General features: G+C 42.6%; 12 protein-coding genes and 1 pseudogene. 4 read left to right on the forward strand and 9 right to left on the reverse strand.

Annotation, left to right across the window (positions count from 1 at the left end):
• Positions 1 to 13 precede the first annotated feature (13 nt).
• The 4 genes from ABZD21_RS09635 to ABZD21_RS09650 form a co-directional block, all read right to left on the reverse strand.
• The gene (locus ABZD21_RS09635; RefSeq protein ID WP_372774766.1) at positions 14 to 3,472 is read right to left on the reverse strand and encodes a TonB-dependent receptor; all 3,459 of its coding nucleotides are present in this window, start codon (positions 3,470 to 3,472) and stop codon (positions 14 to 16) included.
• Between the two features lie 166 nt (positions 3,473 to 3,638).
• Positions 3,639 to 4,700 carry a FecR family protein gene (locus tag ABZD21_RS09640; protein WP_372774767.1) on the reverse strand — a complete coding sequence of 354 codons (1,062 nt, stop codon included), beginning with the start codon at positions 4,698 to 4,700 and terminating at the stop codon, positions 3,639 to 3,641.
• Between the two features lie 147 nt (positions 4,701 to 4,847).
• Positions 4,848 to 5,435, reverse strand: coding sequence for an RNA polymerase sigma factor (locus tag ABZD21_RS09645; RefSeq protein WP_372774768.1), 588 nt, complete (start codon positions 5,433 to 5,435; stop codon positions 4,848 to 4,850).
• 309 nt (positions 5,436 to 5,744) lie between these two features.
• Entirely contained in the window at positions 5,745 to 6,182 is a 438-nt protein-coding gene (locus ABZD21_RS09650) for a RagB/SusD family nutrient uptake outer membrane protein (RefSeq protein WP_372774777.1), read from the reverse strand.
• A gap of 276 nt (positions 6,183 to 6,458) precedes the next feature.
• On the opposite strand from ABZD21_RS09650, the gene ABZD21_RS09655 reads away from it, so the two are divergent.
• The 3 genes from ABZD21_RS09655 (at position 6,459) to ABZD21_RS09665 (ending at position 12,446) form a co-directional block, all read left to right on the forward strand.
• Positions 6,459 to 8,567, forward strand: a complete 2,109-nt coding sequence (locus tag ABZD21_RS09655) for an amino acid permease (protein ID WP_372774769.1) — start codon at positions 6,459 to 6,461, stop codon at positions 8,565 to 8,567.
• Positions 8,568 to 8,656: 89 nt separating this feature from the next.
• A complete protein-coding gene (locus ABZD21_RS09660; RefSeq protein ID WP_372774770.1) occupies positions 8,657 to 9,799 on the forward strand; it encodes a universal stress protein in 1,143 nt (380 codons plus the stop codon).
• Between the two features lie 253 nt (positions 9,800 to 10,052).
• A complete protein-coding gene (locus tag ABZD21_RS09665; RefSeq protein WP_372774771.1) occupies positions 10,053 to 12,446 on the forward strand; it encodes an outer membrane beta-barrel protein in 2,394 nt (797 codons plus the stop codon).
• Positions 12,447 to 12,547: 101 nt separating this feature from the next.
• Here ABZD21_RS09665 and ABZD21_RS09670 read toward each other — a convergent pair whose 3' ends face one another.
• Both ABZD21_RS09670 and ABZD21_RS09675 read right to left on the reverse strand, forming a co-directional pair.
• A complete protein-coding gene (locus ABZD21_RS09670) occupies positions 12,548 to 12,955 on the reverse strand; it encodes a DUF4332 domain-containing protein (protein WP_372774772.1) in 408 nt (135 codons plus the stop codon).
• 11 nt (positions 12,956 to 12,966) lie between these two features.
• Positions 12,967 to 13,404, reverse strand: coding sequence for a hypothetical protein (locus tag ABZD21_RS09675; protein ID WP_372774773.1), 438 nt, complete (start codon positions 13,402 to 13,404; stop codon positions 12,967 to 12,969).
• A gap of 89 nt (positions 13,405 to 13,493) precedes the next feature.
• On the opposite strand from ABZD21_RS09675, the gene ABZD21_RS09680 reads away from it, so the two are divergent.
• On the forward strand, positions 13,494 to 15,005 hold the full coding sequence (locus ABZD21_RS09680) for a helicase HerA-like domain-containing protein (protein WP_372774774.1): 1,512 nt from the start codon (positions 13,494 to 13,496) through the stop codon (positions 15,003 to 15,005).
• Positions 15,006 to 15,116: 111 nt separating this feature from the next.
• Here the strand turns inward: ABZD21_RS09680 and ABZD21_RS09685 are convergent, their stop codons facing one another.
• From ABZD21_RS09685 to ABZD21_RS09695, 3 genes and pseudogenes are all read right to left on the reverse strand, one after another.
• Entirely contained in the window at positions 15,117 to 16,271 is a 1,155-nt protein-coding gene (locus ABZD21_RS09685; protein WP_372774775.1) for an iron-containing alcohol dehydrogenase, read from the reverse strand.
• A gap of 58 nt (positions 16,272 to 16,329) precedes the next feature.
• Positions 16,330 to 17,625: a class II aldolase/adducin family protein gene (locus ABZD21_RS09690; RefSeq protein ID WP_372774776.1), complete on the reverse strand. Its 1,296-nt coding sequence runs from the start codon at positions 17,623 to 17,625 to the stop codon at positions 16,330 to 16,332.
• Positions 17,626 to 17,688: 63 nt separating this feature from the next.
• Positions 17,689 to 18,192 (reverse strand): annotated as a pseudogene (locus ABZD21_RS09695) (MFS transporter); the annotation flags it as partial.

Below are 18,192 nucleotides of genomic sequence, written 5' to 3' on the forward strand. Positions count from 1 at the left end.
TTTTCTTTTTTAGTTAGATACCCAGTTTAAAGCCCAGTGAAAAAATACGGGAAGGTGGATAGGTATTCAAATTGTTTTGTTCTATTTGAATAGGGTCAAATTCTTTTGACCATGCTTTGTAATAAATCATGCCCAGGTTTTCCCCACTGATATTGACAGAAAGACTGCGAAGTTTTAGTTTTGAAACCAGGTAGGCAGGCACCTTGTAGCTTATATTCACGTTTTTAATCCGTAAATGAGCCAGGTTTGTGGCATACTGGTCATTCGAAAACCTTTCATAGATTTGATTTTCATTCGACCAATAAGCCCTCGGGAAATAGGCATCCTGATTGTTTAAATTCCAATAACCCCTGTCCCAGTTTTCCTGTGTGGTATAGTTTCGGTCACCAAGTAAAAATTTGCTGGTCTCGTAAACCGTTTGCTTTCCTACTCCGTCAAACAGGGCCGAAATCGTCAAACCTTTCCAGCTGGCGTTTAGGGCAATGTGATATTTGTAACGTGGATAATCGTATCCCAGCAACTTACGGTCACCCTGCGCGTACCAATAACTTCCTTGTCCGTTGTCTACCTGTCCATCACCGTTGGTATCGGCCATTAATAAGTCACCCGGATAGTACCAGCCACCTCGCCACAAGGGATTGGATTGGAAGGCTTCCGCGTTCTGAGCTATTCCCAAGCTCGTCCAGCCATACACTTCACCAAATACCTGTCCGGGTGTCCAGCCAGAGCGGGTACCTGTTTCATTGCTCTCGTATTCTACCACATATCCGATGTAATCCGATACTCCGGCGCGTACACTGTAGTTTACCGGAGAGCCTTTCAGGTTAAAAGCTTTATCGCTCCAGCTAGCCATTACTTCCCACCCTCGAGTTTCAGAAACGGCATTGTTTCGTTTGGGAGCTGCGGTGCCCAATACTTCCGAATATTGTTCAGCCGGTCCCTGTTGGTCGAACACGGTCCGTTGGAACCAATCGTATTCAACTTTTAGGCGGTTATTAAATGCTCCAGCTTCAACCCCAAAACCGATGGTGCGTGGCTTGGTCCAGGTAAGGTCGGCGGAAATAATGCCAGGCATGGTTACGTATGGCAACCTTCCTCCATCGAGGATTACAGGAGTTTGGGCATAGGTGTCCATAGTGGGCAAATAGGCATAATTGTCACCGGTGTTATTCCCCAGTTTACCCCACGAGCCTTTTAGTTTAAACATATTGACATGCTCCTTCAAAGGCCAGAAGTTTTCTTTGGCAATGTTGTAACCTGCTGAAAAAGAAGGGAAGAAAGCCCAGCGTGTGTCGGGTGAATACTTGGAAGATGCATCGTAACGCATGTTCACATCCAACAAGTAGGTTTCTTTGAAATTGTAACTTAGCCGGCCAAAATAGCCCTGAGTTGCCCACGAATAAATAACGTCGTTGACTACAGGACTGTCGCCGTAAGTTGTGCTCAGAGAGGGAATAGACTGGTTGTAGAATAAGGTATTGTAACCGGTAAGACTGTTAAACTGGTTTTCTTCCTCGTTGTATCCGGCCAAGAGTGTAAGGTCGTGCTGCTGTACATTAAGGTGGTAAGAGGCTACCAGGTTTAAGTTGTGGTAATACTTGTTGCTCGATTTCTCGGTAATTTTATCCAATTGAGGGCTACGGCGGCTTGGTTTTGGTGTTCCGTCGGCATCCCAGCTACCAAAAACCAATTCAACGTTGTTATCAAACGCATGCATCGTGTTCCAGCTATAATCACCTTTTATGCTTAAACCTTTCAACGGTTTAAAGTCAAACTGCCCCGTTAACCATAAATCGTCGGTGGTATTGTTGTAGGATCCCGAAAGCCCCTGGAGGTTTGGGATGATGGAGAACTCATTGGGCGAACCATTGTCGTCATAATCAGGCAACGTATTGAAAAAGCCGGCATGATTAAATAATGCGGCATCGCTTTGTCCTGAATTAAAAATTGTGGGGCGCTCTGATTGTTGCCGCCCGTATTTCGAGCTTACACCCACGCTAAGCCAATCGGTAATGTCGGTGTTTACTTTAATCAAAGCGGAATACCTTTTTAGCCAATCATAGTCGCTATCATACATTCCTTCGTTTCCCACATAGCCAACACTGGCATAATAGGTGCTTTTATCGCTCCCTCCGCTGATACTCGCGTTATATTTTTGGTTGAAGACGTTCTCACGAAAAGCAGAGGAGAAATGGTCTTCATTAGCATTGTACTCATAAACACCGCCATATTTCCCATTAGGCAGAATAATATTCGTGGTTGTTATCTCACCGGCTACATACTGCCGCATGCGTTCAATGGCCTCGTCGGACCAGAGTGGTGATTGAAGCGAGTTGTATCGTCGATAGCCATTCATCATAGCACTTTCATAACTCACCGTCGGAGTTGGAATGCCAAGCGGTTGGCTTACGATTAGATCCGCGGTGAAATCAATCTGCATTTGCTTGCCCTTTTTCCCCGACTTGGTGGTGATTAAGATCACACCATTAGGAGCTCGTGAACCATAAATTGCTGAGGCCGCCGCATCTTTTAATACCGAAATGCTTTCCACATCGTTGGCATTTACCAAGTCAATATCTTGTGGAACTCCATCTACCAGAATTAAAGGGGAACCACTGGCATTAAACCCGGTAAACCCACGAATATTTAAATCGGATGTCGCATTGGGAGCACCGGATGAGGTTGTAATGTTTAACCCGGGAACCGAAGCCGAAAGCATTTCGGTAACGGATTTCACCGGTCTGTTTTCAAGGTCTTTCGTGTCGACCATTTGAACTGCTGAAGTCAGGTTTACTTTCTTTTGTGTTCCATAACCGATCACGACAACTTCGTCGACTCCAACCGTCTCTTCAACCATACTCACGTTAATAACAGTTTGCGAGCCAACTTGAATTTCCTCTGTTTTCAACCCCATGAATGTAAACCGAAGAATGGCATTTGCGGGGACACTCGAAATTGAATATTTCCCATCCATATTCGTAATGACACCATTGGTTGTTTCTTTAACAACGACTGTTACGCCAGGCAGAGGCTCACCGTTTTCGTCGGTTACGGTTCCGGTAATGGGGCCCTGCTGCATAACGGAGGTAAGGTCGCCTTCAGTACCATTTTTAGTTAGAACAATAAAGCGGTCTTTTACAACATAATTTACTTCCGTACCGGCGAATAAGCTTTCCAGTACTTCGCCAATTTTTTTGTCTTTAATCGTTAGATTCACTTCGCGGTTTACATCAATCAGGTTACCGCTGTACATAAACAGAAACTCGCTTTGGCTTTCAATTTCCGACAGTGCTTTTTGCACCGTAGTCTTCCCCAAATCGAGGTTTAGTGTTTTAGTTTGAGAATAGGAGTTACTTGCTAAAACACTGACTACAGAGAACAGTACTAGTAAACAAGTTAGTTTCATAATCCGAAATAGTTTGGTCAGTCCGGGAAGTTTTACCTTCTCAGACCAATAAGCATTTTTTTTCATACATTTGGAATGATTAGTTTATAATTCCCCTGTACCGTAAATACAGGGATAAGATTTAATCTTAGACAGGGAGGTGTTGGCGCATTTCCCTGTTCTTTTTAACTCTTCGTTCAATTAACTTTTCATAGACATTTTTTTATTGGTATTCGTTAGTTTTAGTTGGGTATTATTTTCTGCTGATTATTATTTTCTGCTTCGTATAACGACCATCCGTCAGTTTTTTTCGAGGAAGTGATTTGTAGTCGATTGGTGTGGCAATGGCCATCAGATCCAGGATTTGAAATAGAGGTTCATCTAAAAAAGTGACGGTATAGATATAGTCTTCAATGTCTTTGTCAACCAAAATGTCGACATTAAACATCCGGCTAAGTTTTTCGGCTACTTCACCGATTGGAGTGTCAATAAACATGAGTTTCCCATCTCTCCAGGCAATAAATTTTTCTACATTTTCGAAAGAACTTGAGACCTCATCTGTTCGGATATTGTATTGAACATGCTGACCCGGTTCCATTGCGCTGATTGTTTTTGTTTTATTGTTACCGACTCCCTGCTCAAGTACGACCTTTCCATTAATGAGGGTTGTCTCAAATACTTCTGTATCCGGATAAGCCAGTACGTTGAACTCGGTGCCCAGGGCTTTTATGTTCAGCTCTCCGGCATGCACGATAAATGGTTTTTCAGGGTTGTGGGCGACCTCGAAATACCCTTCGCCAGTCAGTTTTACATCTCTTGTTTTGCTTGTGAAAAACTGAGGGTATTTCAATTTACTGCCTGAATTCAGATGAACGACAGAGCCATCGGATAATTGGACGATCGTTCGCGAACCTACCGGTGCGACAATCTCCAGCGAATCCACCGTCATACCAGCATACTGTGCAAGCTCAGTCTTTCTTTCGGAAAGTGTATAAAACAAAATGCCCAAAACAGGGATCAATAAAATTGCAGCTGCTTGCGTAAGCCACGTTTTAATTGACGAAAATTGAATGCGTTTAATTTGTTTTTCCTCGCGCGCCTTGTCGTCAATTTGCTCCTGAATCTGATCAAACAGTGTCGCAAATTTTTCGTCGTTACCAAAACTCCCTTCTTCCAGATAGTTGTTCCAGTCATCAAAGCCAAACTGTTTCCCCTGGTCAGACAATGCACTTGTTTTAACCCATTGCAAAACTTCATTTAGTTCTGCTTCAGTGCAATTATTGTTTAGAAACTTTTTTAATAGCTCTTTTGTCATTTCTTCGAAATAATATCCTCCCCAAACTCAGGAGGTTTAATTTAAACTAACCATCCAACTCAATTTCAGAATTGCATGTCATCTTAAAGACTCGAAAAGTAATACGCTTAACCAGGCTCTAAGGAGTATGTAAAAATTGATTTTTTTTCAGGAAAGGAAGAAATAAGCAAATAAAACACTGCTTATCAGTCCATTATCCATTCGAGATTTCAAGAATGAAAGGACATTGGACATGTGTTTTTTTACCGTGTTGAGGGAGATCTCAAGTTTTTGGGCGATTTCCTCGTGGCTTAGCCCTTCCACCCGGCACAAATGATAGATCTCTTTTTGCCGCGGACTTAATTCATTCAACAAGCGATCAACCTGTTCATTCAGTTCTTTATAATGAATTTCGTCGATTAAATCAGGGGTTTCGCTGGTATCCTGTAAGGAAATTAAATGCTCCAGGTATTTTTTTTCATTCGCTCGTTTTCGCAGCAAACTGATTGTGGTGTTGTAGGCAATGGTAAACAAATAGGACTCGAAAGATGAATAAACATCGATTTTCCTCCTCGATTCCCAGATTTTGACAAAAACTTCCTGCACAATTTCGTCAGCATCAGCTTCTACTTTAATATAACGCAAAACGAAGCCATACAGCCGTTTACAATATCGTTCATAGATATGGTAAAACGCAACTCGATCCCCTTTTCGAAGGAGTTCAAGTAGTTCGATGTTTGGTTTAGTGTTTATCAAATTAGTTGTTCTAGTCGCTTCTAAATATAGTCTTTTTTTGATTCTTGCATCGGTAATGCCCGAATCTATTGCTTTGGTGGTTTGGCGTAAGCACGAGAAAACCGCAATTTTCAACTGATATTTACGGTCTGTTTTCGAGACGCAAAGTCTTTTTATACCGATCCTTTTTAGCCCAATATTTCAATGGTTTCAGCTCATTTATTTTTCGTTGAGTGATCGCGAAATCTGGAATTCAACAATCTGTTTGCTTCACATGAAAAACGACCTCTCCCTGTAAAATAGGAAGAGGTCGTTTCGGTTGAAATAAATTTATAGCCCAATCGGACCAAGATTTGCTTCGGTTGGCCAATCCGGGTTTTGGAAGATTGGAGATGTTGAAACATCGTTGTTGTCAGAGGTTATCAAAAATTGTTGTATCGCGATTGGTTCAAGGTAATGAGCCATGTGCCATTTGTAACCATTATAAACCAGTTCGCCACCTGTAATCTCATAAGGACGCAAATAATTACTTAAGTCAGGCGAAGATACGTTTGAAGACGCGGTACCCCATGAAATCGTAAAATTGCCATTGGCGTCTTTGTACCATTCCTGCATCGGTCCCCATAATTTGAATCCTTCAATATGGTATGGAGTCGTAATCATTTGATCCATAGCTCTCCAACGACGAAGATCTGATTCGCGATGCGCTTCGGCCATTAATTCGCAACGACGCTCACGACGAATATTGTATAATGTAGGATTAATCAGACTTCATCGTTGGGCCGTTTTTGGAAGTTGGTTAGCGACAGGCAACGCTCGAGTTCAAAATGATCATTTCCCTGTGTGCGAGTTTGAATGCTCATTACTCGTTTCATTTTTTTTAGGCGTTGTTCGCGGCTATGTGCAACAGTTGTATATGATTCGAATTTTGTATATTACGATTCGATAAGGACAAAAGTGCGACGATACCGACCCCGCAGGCAAGTCACCCTTGTGAATAGGGGGCGATCGTAAATTTAATGGTGGAACATAAAAAGTTGAGCGATGAAGCTAAAGAAAGAACTAGGTTTATTTGATGTATTCGCGGTTAGTACCGGTGCTATGTTTAGTTCGGGTTTTTTCTTACTGCCCGGGCTTGCCTCCCATCATACCGGTCCATCGGTTATTCTGGCTTATTTTCTGGCGGGGCTTTTAATTATGCCGGCCATGTTTAGTATTGCCGAAATTTCTACAGCCTTGCCGCGTTCGGGCGGAGCTTATTTTTTTCTCGATCGAAGCCTGGGCCCTTTGATGGGAACCATTGGCGGAATTGGAACTTACATTGCCTTGCTTCTAAAAACAGCCTTTGCACTCGTGGGGATTGGTGCCTATGGTGCAATTTTCTGGGACATACCAATCAAAGAAACTGCTGTAGTTTTTGCGGTTGTATTTGCGATTATCAACATTTTTGGAGCCAAGAAATCGTCTGGTGTTCAGAAAATATTTGTGATCGGTTTATTGGTTGTATTAGGAGCGTTTATCGCCGATGGTTTATGGAATATTTTTTCAGGAGTCAATCCATCCATCGAATTTAAAAAAGACAATTACGATCCTTTTTTTACAGGAGGGGCCAATGGATTAATCTTTACGGTCGGGTTTGTTTTTGTTTCTTACTTAGGGCTGACTCAGATTGCCAGTGTTGCCGAAGAAATAAAGAATCCGGAACGAAATATACCGTTGGGAATGGCATTGTCGCTATTGGTTACAGGATTAATATATGTGCTTGGCGTTTTCGTGATGGTATCAGTAATCGGAAATGAAGCGATTGCCAAAGACCTTGCTCCTGCAGCGACTGCTGTTGAGCAATTATTTAGCTGGTTACCGGCAAAAACCGGACTATATATTATTGTCATAGCTGCATTGTTTGCTTTTGCTTCAACCGGAAATGCGGGAATGCTTGCCACGTCGCGTTATCCGCTAGCCATGGGGCGTGATAAATTATTTTCGGAGAAATTTAGCAAGGTCAGCCGATGGGGAACACCGATCCCTGCCATTTTACTCACGGCAGGCCTGATTATACTTTTCATCGTTGTACTAACCGAAGAGGGGATTGTTAAGCTTGCAAGTACGTTTCAGCTGTTCATATTTATGGCCATAAATTTTTCTGTCATCGTATTTCGAAATAGTAAAATAGCGTCGTACGATCCTGGCTATCATTCGCCACTTTACCCTTGGATGCAAATATTTGGAATCATTTCGTCGTTAGCACTAATGTTTTACATGGGCTGGGGGCCGTTGGTATTTACAATCGTTACGATCATACTGGCCTACTTGTGGTATATATTTGTTGTTCGTTCGAAAGTGAAACGGGAAGGGGCAATTTTTCACTGGTTCGCTTTACTGGGGAAAAATCAGCACGATGAACTAGAAAACGAATTTATGGAGATTCTTCGAGAGAAAGGTTTGCGTCAGGATGATCCTTTTAATCAAACAATTGTCCGTTCGCAAATACATTTCGTCAGCAAGGCTAAATTCGAAAATTTGGTGATGGATGTTTCTAACGCAATTTCAAAAGAACTGGGTGTTGAGAGTGAAAGTTTGGCGGAAGACTTTATGAAGGTAAATCCGATCGATCCGGCTCTGGCCATACCGGGAGTGTCGCTTTTATATGCTCGGAAACCGGACATTCAACAGCCGGTGCTTCACATTGTATTGTGCGCAGGTGGCGTTAAGAAACCTCTTGGCGGCGAGGGGACGCAATACATGGAAAAAATAAAAGTTTTCTTTTTTCTGGTGAACGATGAGAATAACGCAAAACAACAGCTGCGCATGCTGTCAAGCATTATCGATATTGCCGAAAGAGACTATTTCATTAAAGATCTTTTGTCATTAAAAACTGAACGGAAGATTATCGAGTATCTCTTGCACGACAAACGATACATATCATTCAGGATTTCGAAAAAAGCTCCATCCGCTGCTTTGATAGGTAAAAAACTAATGGATGTAACTTTACCTCAGGATGTATTGGTCGTGTTGGTTGATCGGGAGAATACCTCGTTTGCTCCAAAGGGGAATACAGTTCTTTGTGAAAACGATATTCTTACGATAATTGGTGAAATCGGATCAATAAATACGCTGTATGATCGGTTTATCCTGTCGGGTGGAACCCCTTAATTTTAACGGATGATGCATTGGATGACTCGTGTAATTTTGTTGAAATTTAGGTGTTTAAATGTTGCTTGAAAATAAAGGAGGGCAAAAATATGAAACTACTGGAACGAATTTTATTGGCGACAAATTTTGATCAATCGTCGGAGAGCCTCTTGGAAAATGGGATAACCTTGAGCAAAACATTTAATTCTCAGATTATTCTGGTTCATGTTTTGCCTGAAAATGTGGAAAATGAGAAAGTCCGATTGCTTCTGGAGGAGGGGGCAGAAAAGCACTTGGCGGATATGGGCAAAAAAATGGCAGAAGAAGGTGTGAAAATCGGAAAAACACATCTGTTGTTTGGGAATCCTTATGACCGAATTACGCTGCTGGCCGATGAACTGAATGCGAACGTCATCCTTATTGGATCTGGTGAGATTTCGAAAAACGACGTTTCTCAGTTGGGAACTACTGCAAATAAGATTATCAGAAAAAGCAATAAGCCGGTATGGGTTGTGAAGCAAGGGAAAAGCCTGGACATTAAGAAGATAATTTGCCCGATTGATTTTTCGGCTGAATCGAAAAGGGCATTGAAAAACACGATAACACTTGCCAGAAGGTTTAATTCGAAGTTGATTATTTTCAGCGTTTGTGAAGCCTATCAGGCAGATTCATTGAGGAATAAGGCTTATTTCGATAAAGAAAACGAACGAGAACGCTTAGTGCGAGTGAGTAAATTGAACTTGTTTTTAACCGATTTCAACCTAACAAAACTGAGCTACGATATTGAAGTGGTTGTTGGGCATCCCGCCACCGAAATTCTCAATGCAATTTCGAGGCACAGTATCGATCTTTTGGTGATGGGAACGACCGGAAAATCGGGTTTAGATAGGCTGATGATGGGCAGCGTTACCGAAAAAGTGGTCGGAAAAGTACCATGCTCCTTTGTAACCCTGAAAGAAGAAGATATTATTGACGTACCCTTTGAGAACAAAATCCGCGATATCGAGACATATTACGATATTGCCATGCAACTCGAAAATGATGGTCTCTATCCGGAAGCGATTGAGAAGTATAAAATGTGCCTCGATGTTAGCGATATGCATATACCAACACTAAACAGGATCGCCGAAGTTTATGCGAAACAAGGCGATACGGCCAAAGCCGGAGAGTATAAAAAAATGGCCGGCGAGATTTTATCCCGGATTTGGGAACCGGAAATCGAAGCCGAAATTCGCAAGTTCTACAAAATTTAAACGGAATCGTTTAGCACGGGAGGTTGAATTAGACGACAACATAGTTGGCAAGTTCGAAAAAATGGGGGAGCAACTGCCAAAATTGCGACAGAGATAGTGAGCCGGGCCTAAGATGGCGCGCCTGAAAAGACTATTCTTTCTTTTGCAAAGTTTTTACCACCCCGTTTATTGATTATTTTTAGGCTTAAATGTTCGCAGAAAGTGTAATTTGCAGCCTGAAAACTTTCATTCCGAACAAACAAAATCAAACACATTGGGAAAGCTGAAATTAGGCCTTTTGCTAGTTCTTATGTTTATAGGAACGGTGGCTCGCGCACAGGATATTTATTCACTTAGCGGTCGGGTTGTGGCCGGAAACGGGAAAACAATTTCTCTCTGCAATATGGCTCTTTATAATGCAGCCGACTCGGCGATGATTAAAGGTAGCATGACGGATAATCAGGGTGAGTTTGTGTTTCAAGGGCTAAAAAACGGCAACTACTATCTTCAGGTGTTTTTCGTTGGTTTTGAGCGCAAGCAGGTCGACTCGATTGTAATTAGCAGTGAGAATGTCGTTTTGCAGCCGGTTGTTATGCGCCGCAAAGCCACTGAGTTGGAAGAGGTAAAAGTCGTATCAGAGAAAGGAATGTTTGAATCGCAGGCCGGGAAAATGGTATACAATGTTGACGGGAATATCAATGCTGTTGGCGAATCGGCTCTGGAACTGATGCAAAACATTCCCTCGCTGGGTACGGATATGGACGATAAAGTAACGCTGCGTGGCGCAAAGGCAACCGTATTGATTGATGGTGTTGAGAGTGATCTGTCGTCGATGCTGGACCAGATTCCATCGGATGCGATTGAGAGCATTGAGGTGATTACCAACCCATCAGCACGATATGAATCGAAAACAGGTGCGGGGATTGTGAATATAAAATTGAAGAAAAGTGCCAAAACCGGATACACCGGTAAAGTAGGTGCCGGATTCGGAAATCGTGACAAGCACCACGGCTCGGCGCAATTGGGCTATAATCTGAAAAAGTGGAAGTTCGCCTCATCTGTTAACTATAAAAAAGATGTGCTGGAAGATGATATTCAGACTGACCGGGAAAGCACGACTAACGGAACCTTGAGCTTTATGTCGCAAGATCGGCATAATACGAAAAGTCCGGTGTCGACCTTCTTCCGTAACAGTGCGAACTATTATTTGGATGGCAAAAGTTTTGTCGGTTTCCAATATATCCTTCAGGATAAATCGCAACAGAACCGATCGGAATACCTGACCGAGCATTTTAATTCGGATCACGAACTCACCTCAAAAAGTTCGACCAGCAGAGACGGAAAGGATCACAATCAGTTTCATCAATTTTCAACCGACTTTCACAAGATTTTCAACGGTGATGACCAACATCTGCTCGATCTGAACCTGCTGTACTCCTTCAACAAACCGTTAAACGAGTACGACCAGTTGAACGAACCGATTACGGTCGATCAGGGTTTGCCGGTGACGAAGTACACCACCGATTCGAAGAATTACTCGAACCAGGTTCGGCTCTTGAAGTTCAAGGCTGATTACAGCCGGGCCATTTCAACAAAATGGAAAGTAGAAACCGGCTTGCTTTTATCGATGGATCATTATGTCCAGGATTTAATTTCGATCCGGTCGATCTATTTGCGGAATGATTCAACAGATCAATTCGATGAAACGTCGTATGAAATCAAAAGCTCTTCCTTCGACTATCATGGCTATGCTGCCAGCACGTACGGTTTGGTCTCCGGTGGTTTTGGTAAGTATCGGTTGAGTGCAGGTTTGCGGTTCGAAATGTCGGTAAATGAAGCAACGTCGGACGAAAGTACGAGTAAAGCGTTTTACAAATTGATCCCCTCCATTCATTTTAAACAAGTAAAAAGCAACATTTATAACTGGGAGTTCTCATACACATCCCGCATATTGCCACCTACTGCAAATCAACTTAATCCCATTTCATTATCGTGGGGCGAGTATTTTAAAAGTACGGGTAACCCGAAACTTAGTCCGGAAGTATTTTCACAGGCCGAATTTGCAAATCACTGGGTTTTTTCCAAAACCAATTATAGTCTGACTTTCTTTGCTAAAAACCGCTCTGATATTATTGGGCGATGGTATACAGTTGTGCAGGATGAGGAAAACAAGGATGTGACATACTCTACGTTCGAAAATTTGGGCGGTGTTTTGTCGTTTGGAGCTGATGCGAATGCGATGATGGGAGCCGGAAAATTTGTTTTTCGCCCGGCATTTTCAGCTTTTTTTAGCCGGATTAGCGGAGAAAAATTTGGTCCGGACCTTGACCGACACGAATTAAGTACTTCTGCGAAACTGACTGGCGACTATAAAATTAATAAAGATTTGACGGTGCAATTTTCCGGCCGGTATAATTCTCCTTTTATATCGGAAGATGGAAAACGATTCGGTTATTATTCGGTAGATGCCGGATTTAAAGCGAATATGTACAAGCGCAAGCTGGCACTAAGCCTAAAAGTAGTGGATGCTTTTGATACAATGGAATACGATAAAATTGTAAACCAGCGACTCAATTACACCAGTACCAGCCATGTTGATCCGCATAACTTTTTAGTTTACTTCGACCTGTCCTATAAATTCAATTCATTAATTAAAAAGAAGTCGTGAAAACGAACGCCGGTTGTTTAGAAAGGATGAGTTGGATGGCGTCCAGAAACAAAAAAACCACTCCGGGGCTCGAGTGGTTGCAATATTTACAGCAAACTATTTTAGTAAGTCACTACCGGTGGTAATTCCTTGGCTTGTTCAATGTAGTCTGCAACCTGGCTTTCAGCCGGTACAGCACGGGTTATTTTCTTTTCGGCCTGAACTTCAACCATTTTTGCATGCAAATTGGCAGCATTCCTGTTCCGTAATTCTTTAACCGTGTCAACTCCAGACGCTTTCAATAGTTCTGCAAACTGACTGCCAACACCTTTAATTCTGAAAAGGTCGGCCATATTTACCCAATTCAAAACTTTACCTTCGTCGATACCGCTTTCGCTTGCTATCGCTTTTCGGCCAGCTTTTGTACTTCCTTTTTCCAAAAGAGCTTCAACGGTTGTAATTTGAGCTTTTTCGAGCGCTTCGGCCATAGCAGGTCCGATTCCTTCGATTTCAGTGATTTTTTTTCCCATTTTGTTCGATTTTAGAGTTTAAATTTATTTTTAAGGAAACCTCCCAATTTATCCTTCAAGCCATCTCCGACTAAATCTCCCAATAAACCTTTTACTCCCTCATCACTGTCTGTCGGTGCGTCGTTTCTATTGTTTATGTATTTAAATACCATTGGTATTAGCTGAGAACTAACCGTTTTCGCTATTGTTTCGTTTACGCCTAGTTTCGAGATCAAACTAGAACCGTAGTTTGATACGATGCCTTGCACAAGTGAACTGGATCCGCCACTTGAAAAAGACTTGGTAATCTCTCCGATATTACCGCTTGTAAACGAGTCGGTCAGACCACCCAGAATACTGTCTTTTGCCAGGTCTAAAGCTTTCCCTTTTTTGTCGGAAGGTAAGCCGATGCTATCAAGAAGACTGCCGCCTTCACTATTTAATGCACTACTAATTAAATCTTTAATCATTTTGTTAAATTTAAATGTTCGTTGCTAAATTCTTCGTTCAATAAACAATTCGTTTTGAGAAAATGTTTAATTGATTAAAAAAAAATACTATGGACAGTAAATCTGGATTGCTAATGGGAGGTGTGATGGTGAATATGACACCGGTTGATGGACAACAAGTTACATTTGCTCCGCAGTCGTTGAACCGCCACGGATTAATTGCCGGAGCTACCGGAACCGGTAAAACAAAATCTTTGCAAGTTTTAATTGAAGAATTGTCACTAATTGGTGTTCCGACGATCGTAATGGATATAAAAGGAGATATCAGCGGACTGGGAGCCGGGGGAACAACCAATAAAATTGTTGAAAAAAGAGCCGCGCATATTCAAATGGACTGGCAGGCAAAAGGCTTTCCGGTTGAGTTTATGAGTATATCAGAAGAGCCGGGGGTTCCTTTACGAAGTACAGTATCTGAATTTGGTCCGGTTATTTTAAGTAAGGTGCTTTCTTTGAACGATACACAGACGTCGCTGCTGTCCATGTTGTTTATGTTTTGCGACGATAAAAAGCTCCCCTTACTCGATCTCGATGATTTGAAAACTGTTTTGCGATACGCTGCCGACGAGGGAAAAGATGAAATAAAGAAAATGTATGGTTTGGTTCCGGTTAACTCGGCGCAGGCTATTATGAGGAAGATTGTAGCTTTGGAACAGCAGGGAGGCAACCGTATTTTTGGCGAGCCCTCGTTTGATGTGGCCGATCTTTGCCATCGCGATGAAAATGGCCGTGGGATGATCAATATTATCAGGTTGACGGATGTGCAATCAAAACCTTCGCTTTTTTCTGCTTTTATGCTCTCGTTGCTGGCCGAGGTATTCGATGTATTTCCGGAGAAAGGAGATGTTGAACAGCCTGAATTGATGATTTTTATAGATGAAGCTCACTTGATTTTTAAAAGCGCATCGAAAGAATTGCTTGAGCAGTTAGACACGATTATTAAGCTGATTCGATCGAAAGGGATTGGTTTGGTCTTCATTACTCAAACTCCGAACGATATTCCGGAGAATATTCTAAGTCAGCTGGGATTCAAAGTTCAACATGCGCTTCGTGCCTTCACGGCCAAGGATCGGAAAGCGATAAGACTGATGGCTCAGAATTTTCCGGAAAGTGATGTTTATAATGTTGAAAATCTTTTGACTGAAATGGGGATTGGCGAAGCTTTGATTTCTTCGTTGGATCGAAAGGGGCGTCCAACACCGATCGTGCATACCTTGATGAGGCCACCCTATTCGAGAATGGATATTTTGACTGCAGCAGAAATCAGCTCAATAAATCGACAATCGAAATTGATTGGCAAATACGACCGGACAATCGATCGTGAGAGCGCGCACGAAATACTTACTCAACGGATTGATGATACGTTGGCGGAGGAAGAGGCTCAGAATTTGGAAAACGCGAATGCCCGGAAAACCCGTGGTTCGCGACGAAGCGAGAAAAGTTCGTTCGAAAAGATGATGACCAGCCCGGTAGCCAATACAATTGTTCGGGAATTGACACGCGGTTTGCTTGGTGTTTTTGGTATTTCAACTTCGACCAGATCGCGCACAACAAGAAGAAGGTAACTCGTGAGCGATACAATAGAATTGTGCCTATAAAAAAAGAAATGCCGTGGAAATAATGAATTCCGCGGCATTCTTTTTTAACCTGTTATATCGATTATTTACCCTAACTAATTACATAGCTTCCTGATAAATAAGTATTGCATCCTGGAGCGAGATATCGCATGGATTTCCCAGCGCACAGACATCGGCTAAAGCATTTTTTGCCATCAAAGGTACGTCTACATCTTTCACACCCAGACTTTTTAAGCCGGATGGAATGCCCACTGCTTTTGATAATTTTTCAATCGCTTCAATCGCAGCCAGTGCTCCCTGATCATCGGTTAATCCGTCAACATTTACACCCATCGCTTCAGCTACTTGCTTCAGTTTTGCTGCGCACGACTTCATGTTAAACCGTTGAACATGAGGAAGTAGTACTGCATTCGCAACTCCATGAGGCATATTGTAAACGCCACCCAGTTGGTGAGCCATAGAGTGCACAAAGCCTAGTCCGGCATTCGAAAACGACTGACCTGCAATGAATTGTCCCCAAGCCATTTTGCTTCTTGCTTCAAGGTTCGATCCGTCTTTTACAGCCGCTTCAAGGCTTTCCGATATTAGTTTAATAGCTTCCAATGCCAGGGTGTCCGTCCAACGATAGGCGCCTTTCGTTACATAGGCCTCAACAGCGTGTGTCAACGCGTCCATACCAGTGGCAGCTGTTAAATCAGCCGGTTTCCCTAGCATTAGTTCCGGATCGTTTACTGCAATTGATACCAGACAGTTCTTGTCAACCATCACCATTTTAGCATGGCGTTCCTCGTCGGTAATTACGTAGTTGATGGTCACTTCACTAGCTGTTCCGGCTGTGGTATTGATCGCGATAATGGGGAGTGAAGGAAGCTTCGATAAGTTAACTCCTTCGTAATCCTTAATATCTCCACCGTTGGTAGCCAGAATGCCGATTGCTTTTCCACAGTCCTGCGGAGACCCGCCACCCAATGTGATGATAAAGTCGCATTGATTCTTGGTTAATGCCGCTAATCCGTCGTAAACATTCTTTGTTGTCGGATTTGCCTGAACATCAGAGTAAAGGACATAGTTTATACCAGCGCTGTTAAGCACATCGGTAACTTTTTGTGCCACACCAATTTTCACTAAAATGGGATCGGTAACAAAAAGTGCCGTTTTATAGGGGAGTGATTTCAGATCGTCTCCCAGATCCTGCAAAGCTCCCGGGCCAATTAGGCTAACAGGAGGTAAGTAGATTCTTCGTTTTGTTAACATGATATCGTTTTGTTTGAATATTTTAAGTCAGACTTAATTCGATTAAAATAGAATGTTCTTAGCTGAAGAATGCCACTCTTAGCTCATCGATTTCGTCATCGCCCATCGGTGCAAATGCTCCGAGAGAAGTTCCCATGACCAGTGATTTCGCACTAAATTCAGCAACTTCCAGACGGTCGAATGCTTGCAGCAATGAGGTACCAGTCATCAAAACTGAATCATTCTCGATGATAACACCGGGATTTTCTTTTGAAATCATCGAAGGGATGGTCATAACTCCTTCAAACTGAGAACCAAATTCAACGTTTTCCATGTCTTGCAGGAAAATCCAGCTTTCAGGGATGGTGCGAACATCAAGTTTTCGGTGTGTAACACCATAAGCCATCAGGTTTTCGGGCTGAGTGATAATAACAGCGTTGATTGATGGGTGCATCTCGTAAATTTTTTGATGCATCCAGGTTGAACGGCTGGGGATTTTTCCCTTTTCACATTTGCCGTCTTTAATTTGTACGATATCATCCAGTTGAATATCCCAACGGGTAGCATCGGTTGGAGTAATCAGGAAGTCGTTCCCTTTCCAGCGAACCGAAACAGTTCCATAGGTGCTCATCATCAAACCCTGATCGCTGGCCCGGCGTACCATATCCCGAATCAGTAAACGAATTTCTTTCTCATCGGAAGGGTGAGTCGTTGTCTCCATTTGTGGAAAGTTTACCGGAATCTTCTCATCGAATAAGTCAAGCTGTTCTTCGGTAAGGAAACACGGAGTTCCGATATTTCTGGCGTTAATCAACGTACGGCACGAAAATTCCAAAGTTTCGAAACGCTCGTATGCTTTAATCACATCGGTTCCGCCAACAACTGCGCCATGGTTTTCCATAATCACAGAGTCGAATCCTAATTTGAATTGCTCCGAAATTGAGTCGCCCAATCGGCTACTTCCCGGAATATTATATTTGGCATAACCAATAGGACCACAAACTCTTTTAACCTGTGGAATGACATTGGTATTCGGAATTTGACGAACGATACTAAAAGCTACCAATGCCGGTGGATGTGCATGAACCACAGACTTTATATCGGGTCTTTCTACATAAATCGCTTTGTGAAACGGGTATTCCATGGACGGTTTATGTGCACCAACTATTTCGCCATTGGCTTTTACACACATGATGTCGCTCGGTTTCAGCGCACCTTTGTCGACTCCTGAAGGTGTTACCCACATGTCGCCGTTGTCATCCATAATAGAGATGTTACCTCCTGATGTTGTGGTTAGACCTTTCTTATAAATCCGATTAATGATCATGATAATCTGATCACGGGGATGTAAAAGATTTAAGTTTCTTTCAGACATTTTTTCGATTTTAATATTTGGGGAATTTATTTTTTGTGGTTTTTATCGGGGACATAAACACGCTTACTCGTTGTCGATGCGTTTCAGTAACTTGTCAGACCGGTAACCATAAATCGCGATCACAACAAAGCAGATTAACGGAAGTACAAACGAGGCATTAACAGCTGGCAGAAATCCGATTGTTCCCAAGTCGATAATTGTACCTTGAAGCGGGGGCATCAGTGCGCCGCCAACAATGGCCATGACCAAACCAGCCGCGCCTAAAGTGGCATCTTGTCCAACTCCGCGCAAGGCAATACCATAAATTGTTGGAAACATCAACGACATAAATGCTGAGGTTGCAACCAAGCAGTAGAGACCGAGCATGCCTTCGATAAAGATTGTACCGGTGATGGTCACCAATCCGCCAATGGCAAAATACCTGACCAATTGTCTGGCATTTACATACTTCATCAGTGCCGTACTGATAAAACGACTCGACAGGAAGATGCCCATCGCGGCAATGTTGTACAACTGAGCTGTTGCTTTATCAATGCCAAGGTTGTCGGCATATTGAATGATAAATGT

It is taken from the genome of Mangrovibacterium sp. (genome assembly GCF_041596335.1).
Classification (GTDB): domain Bacteria; phylum Bacteroidota; class Bacteroidia; order Bacteroidales; family Prolixibacteraceae; genus Mangrovibacterium.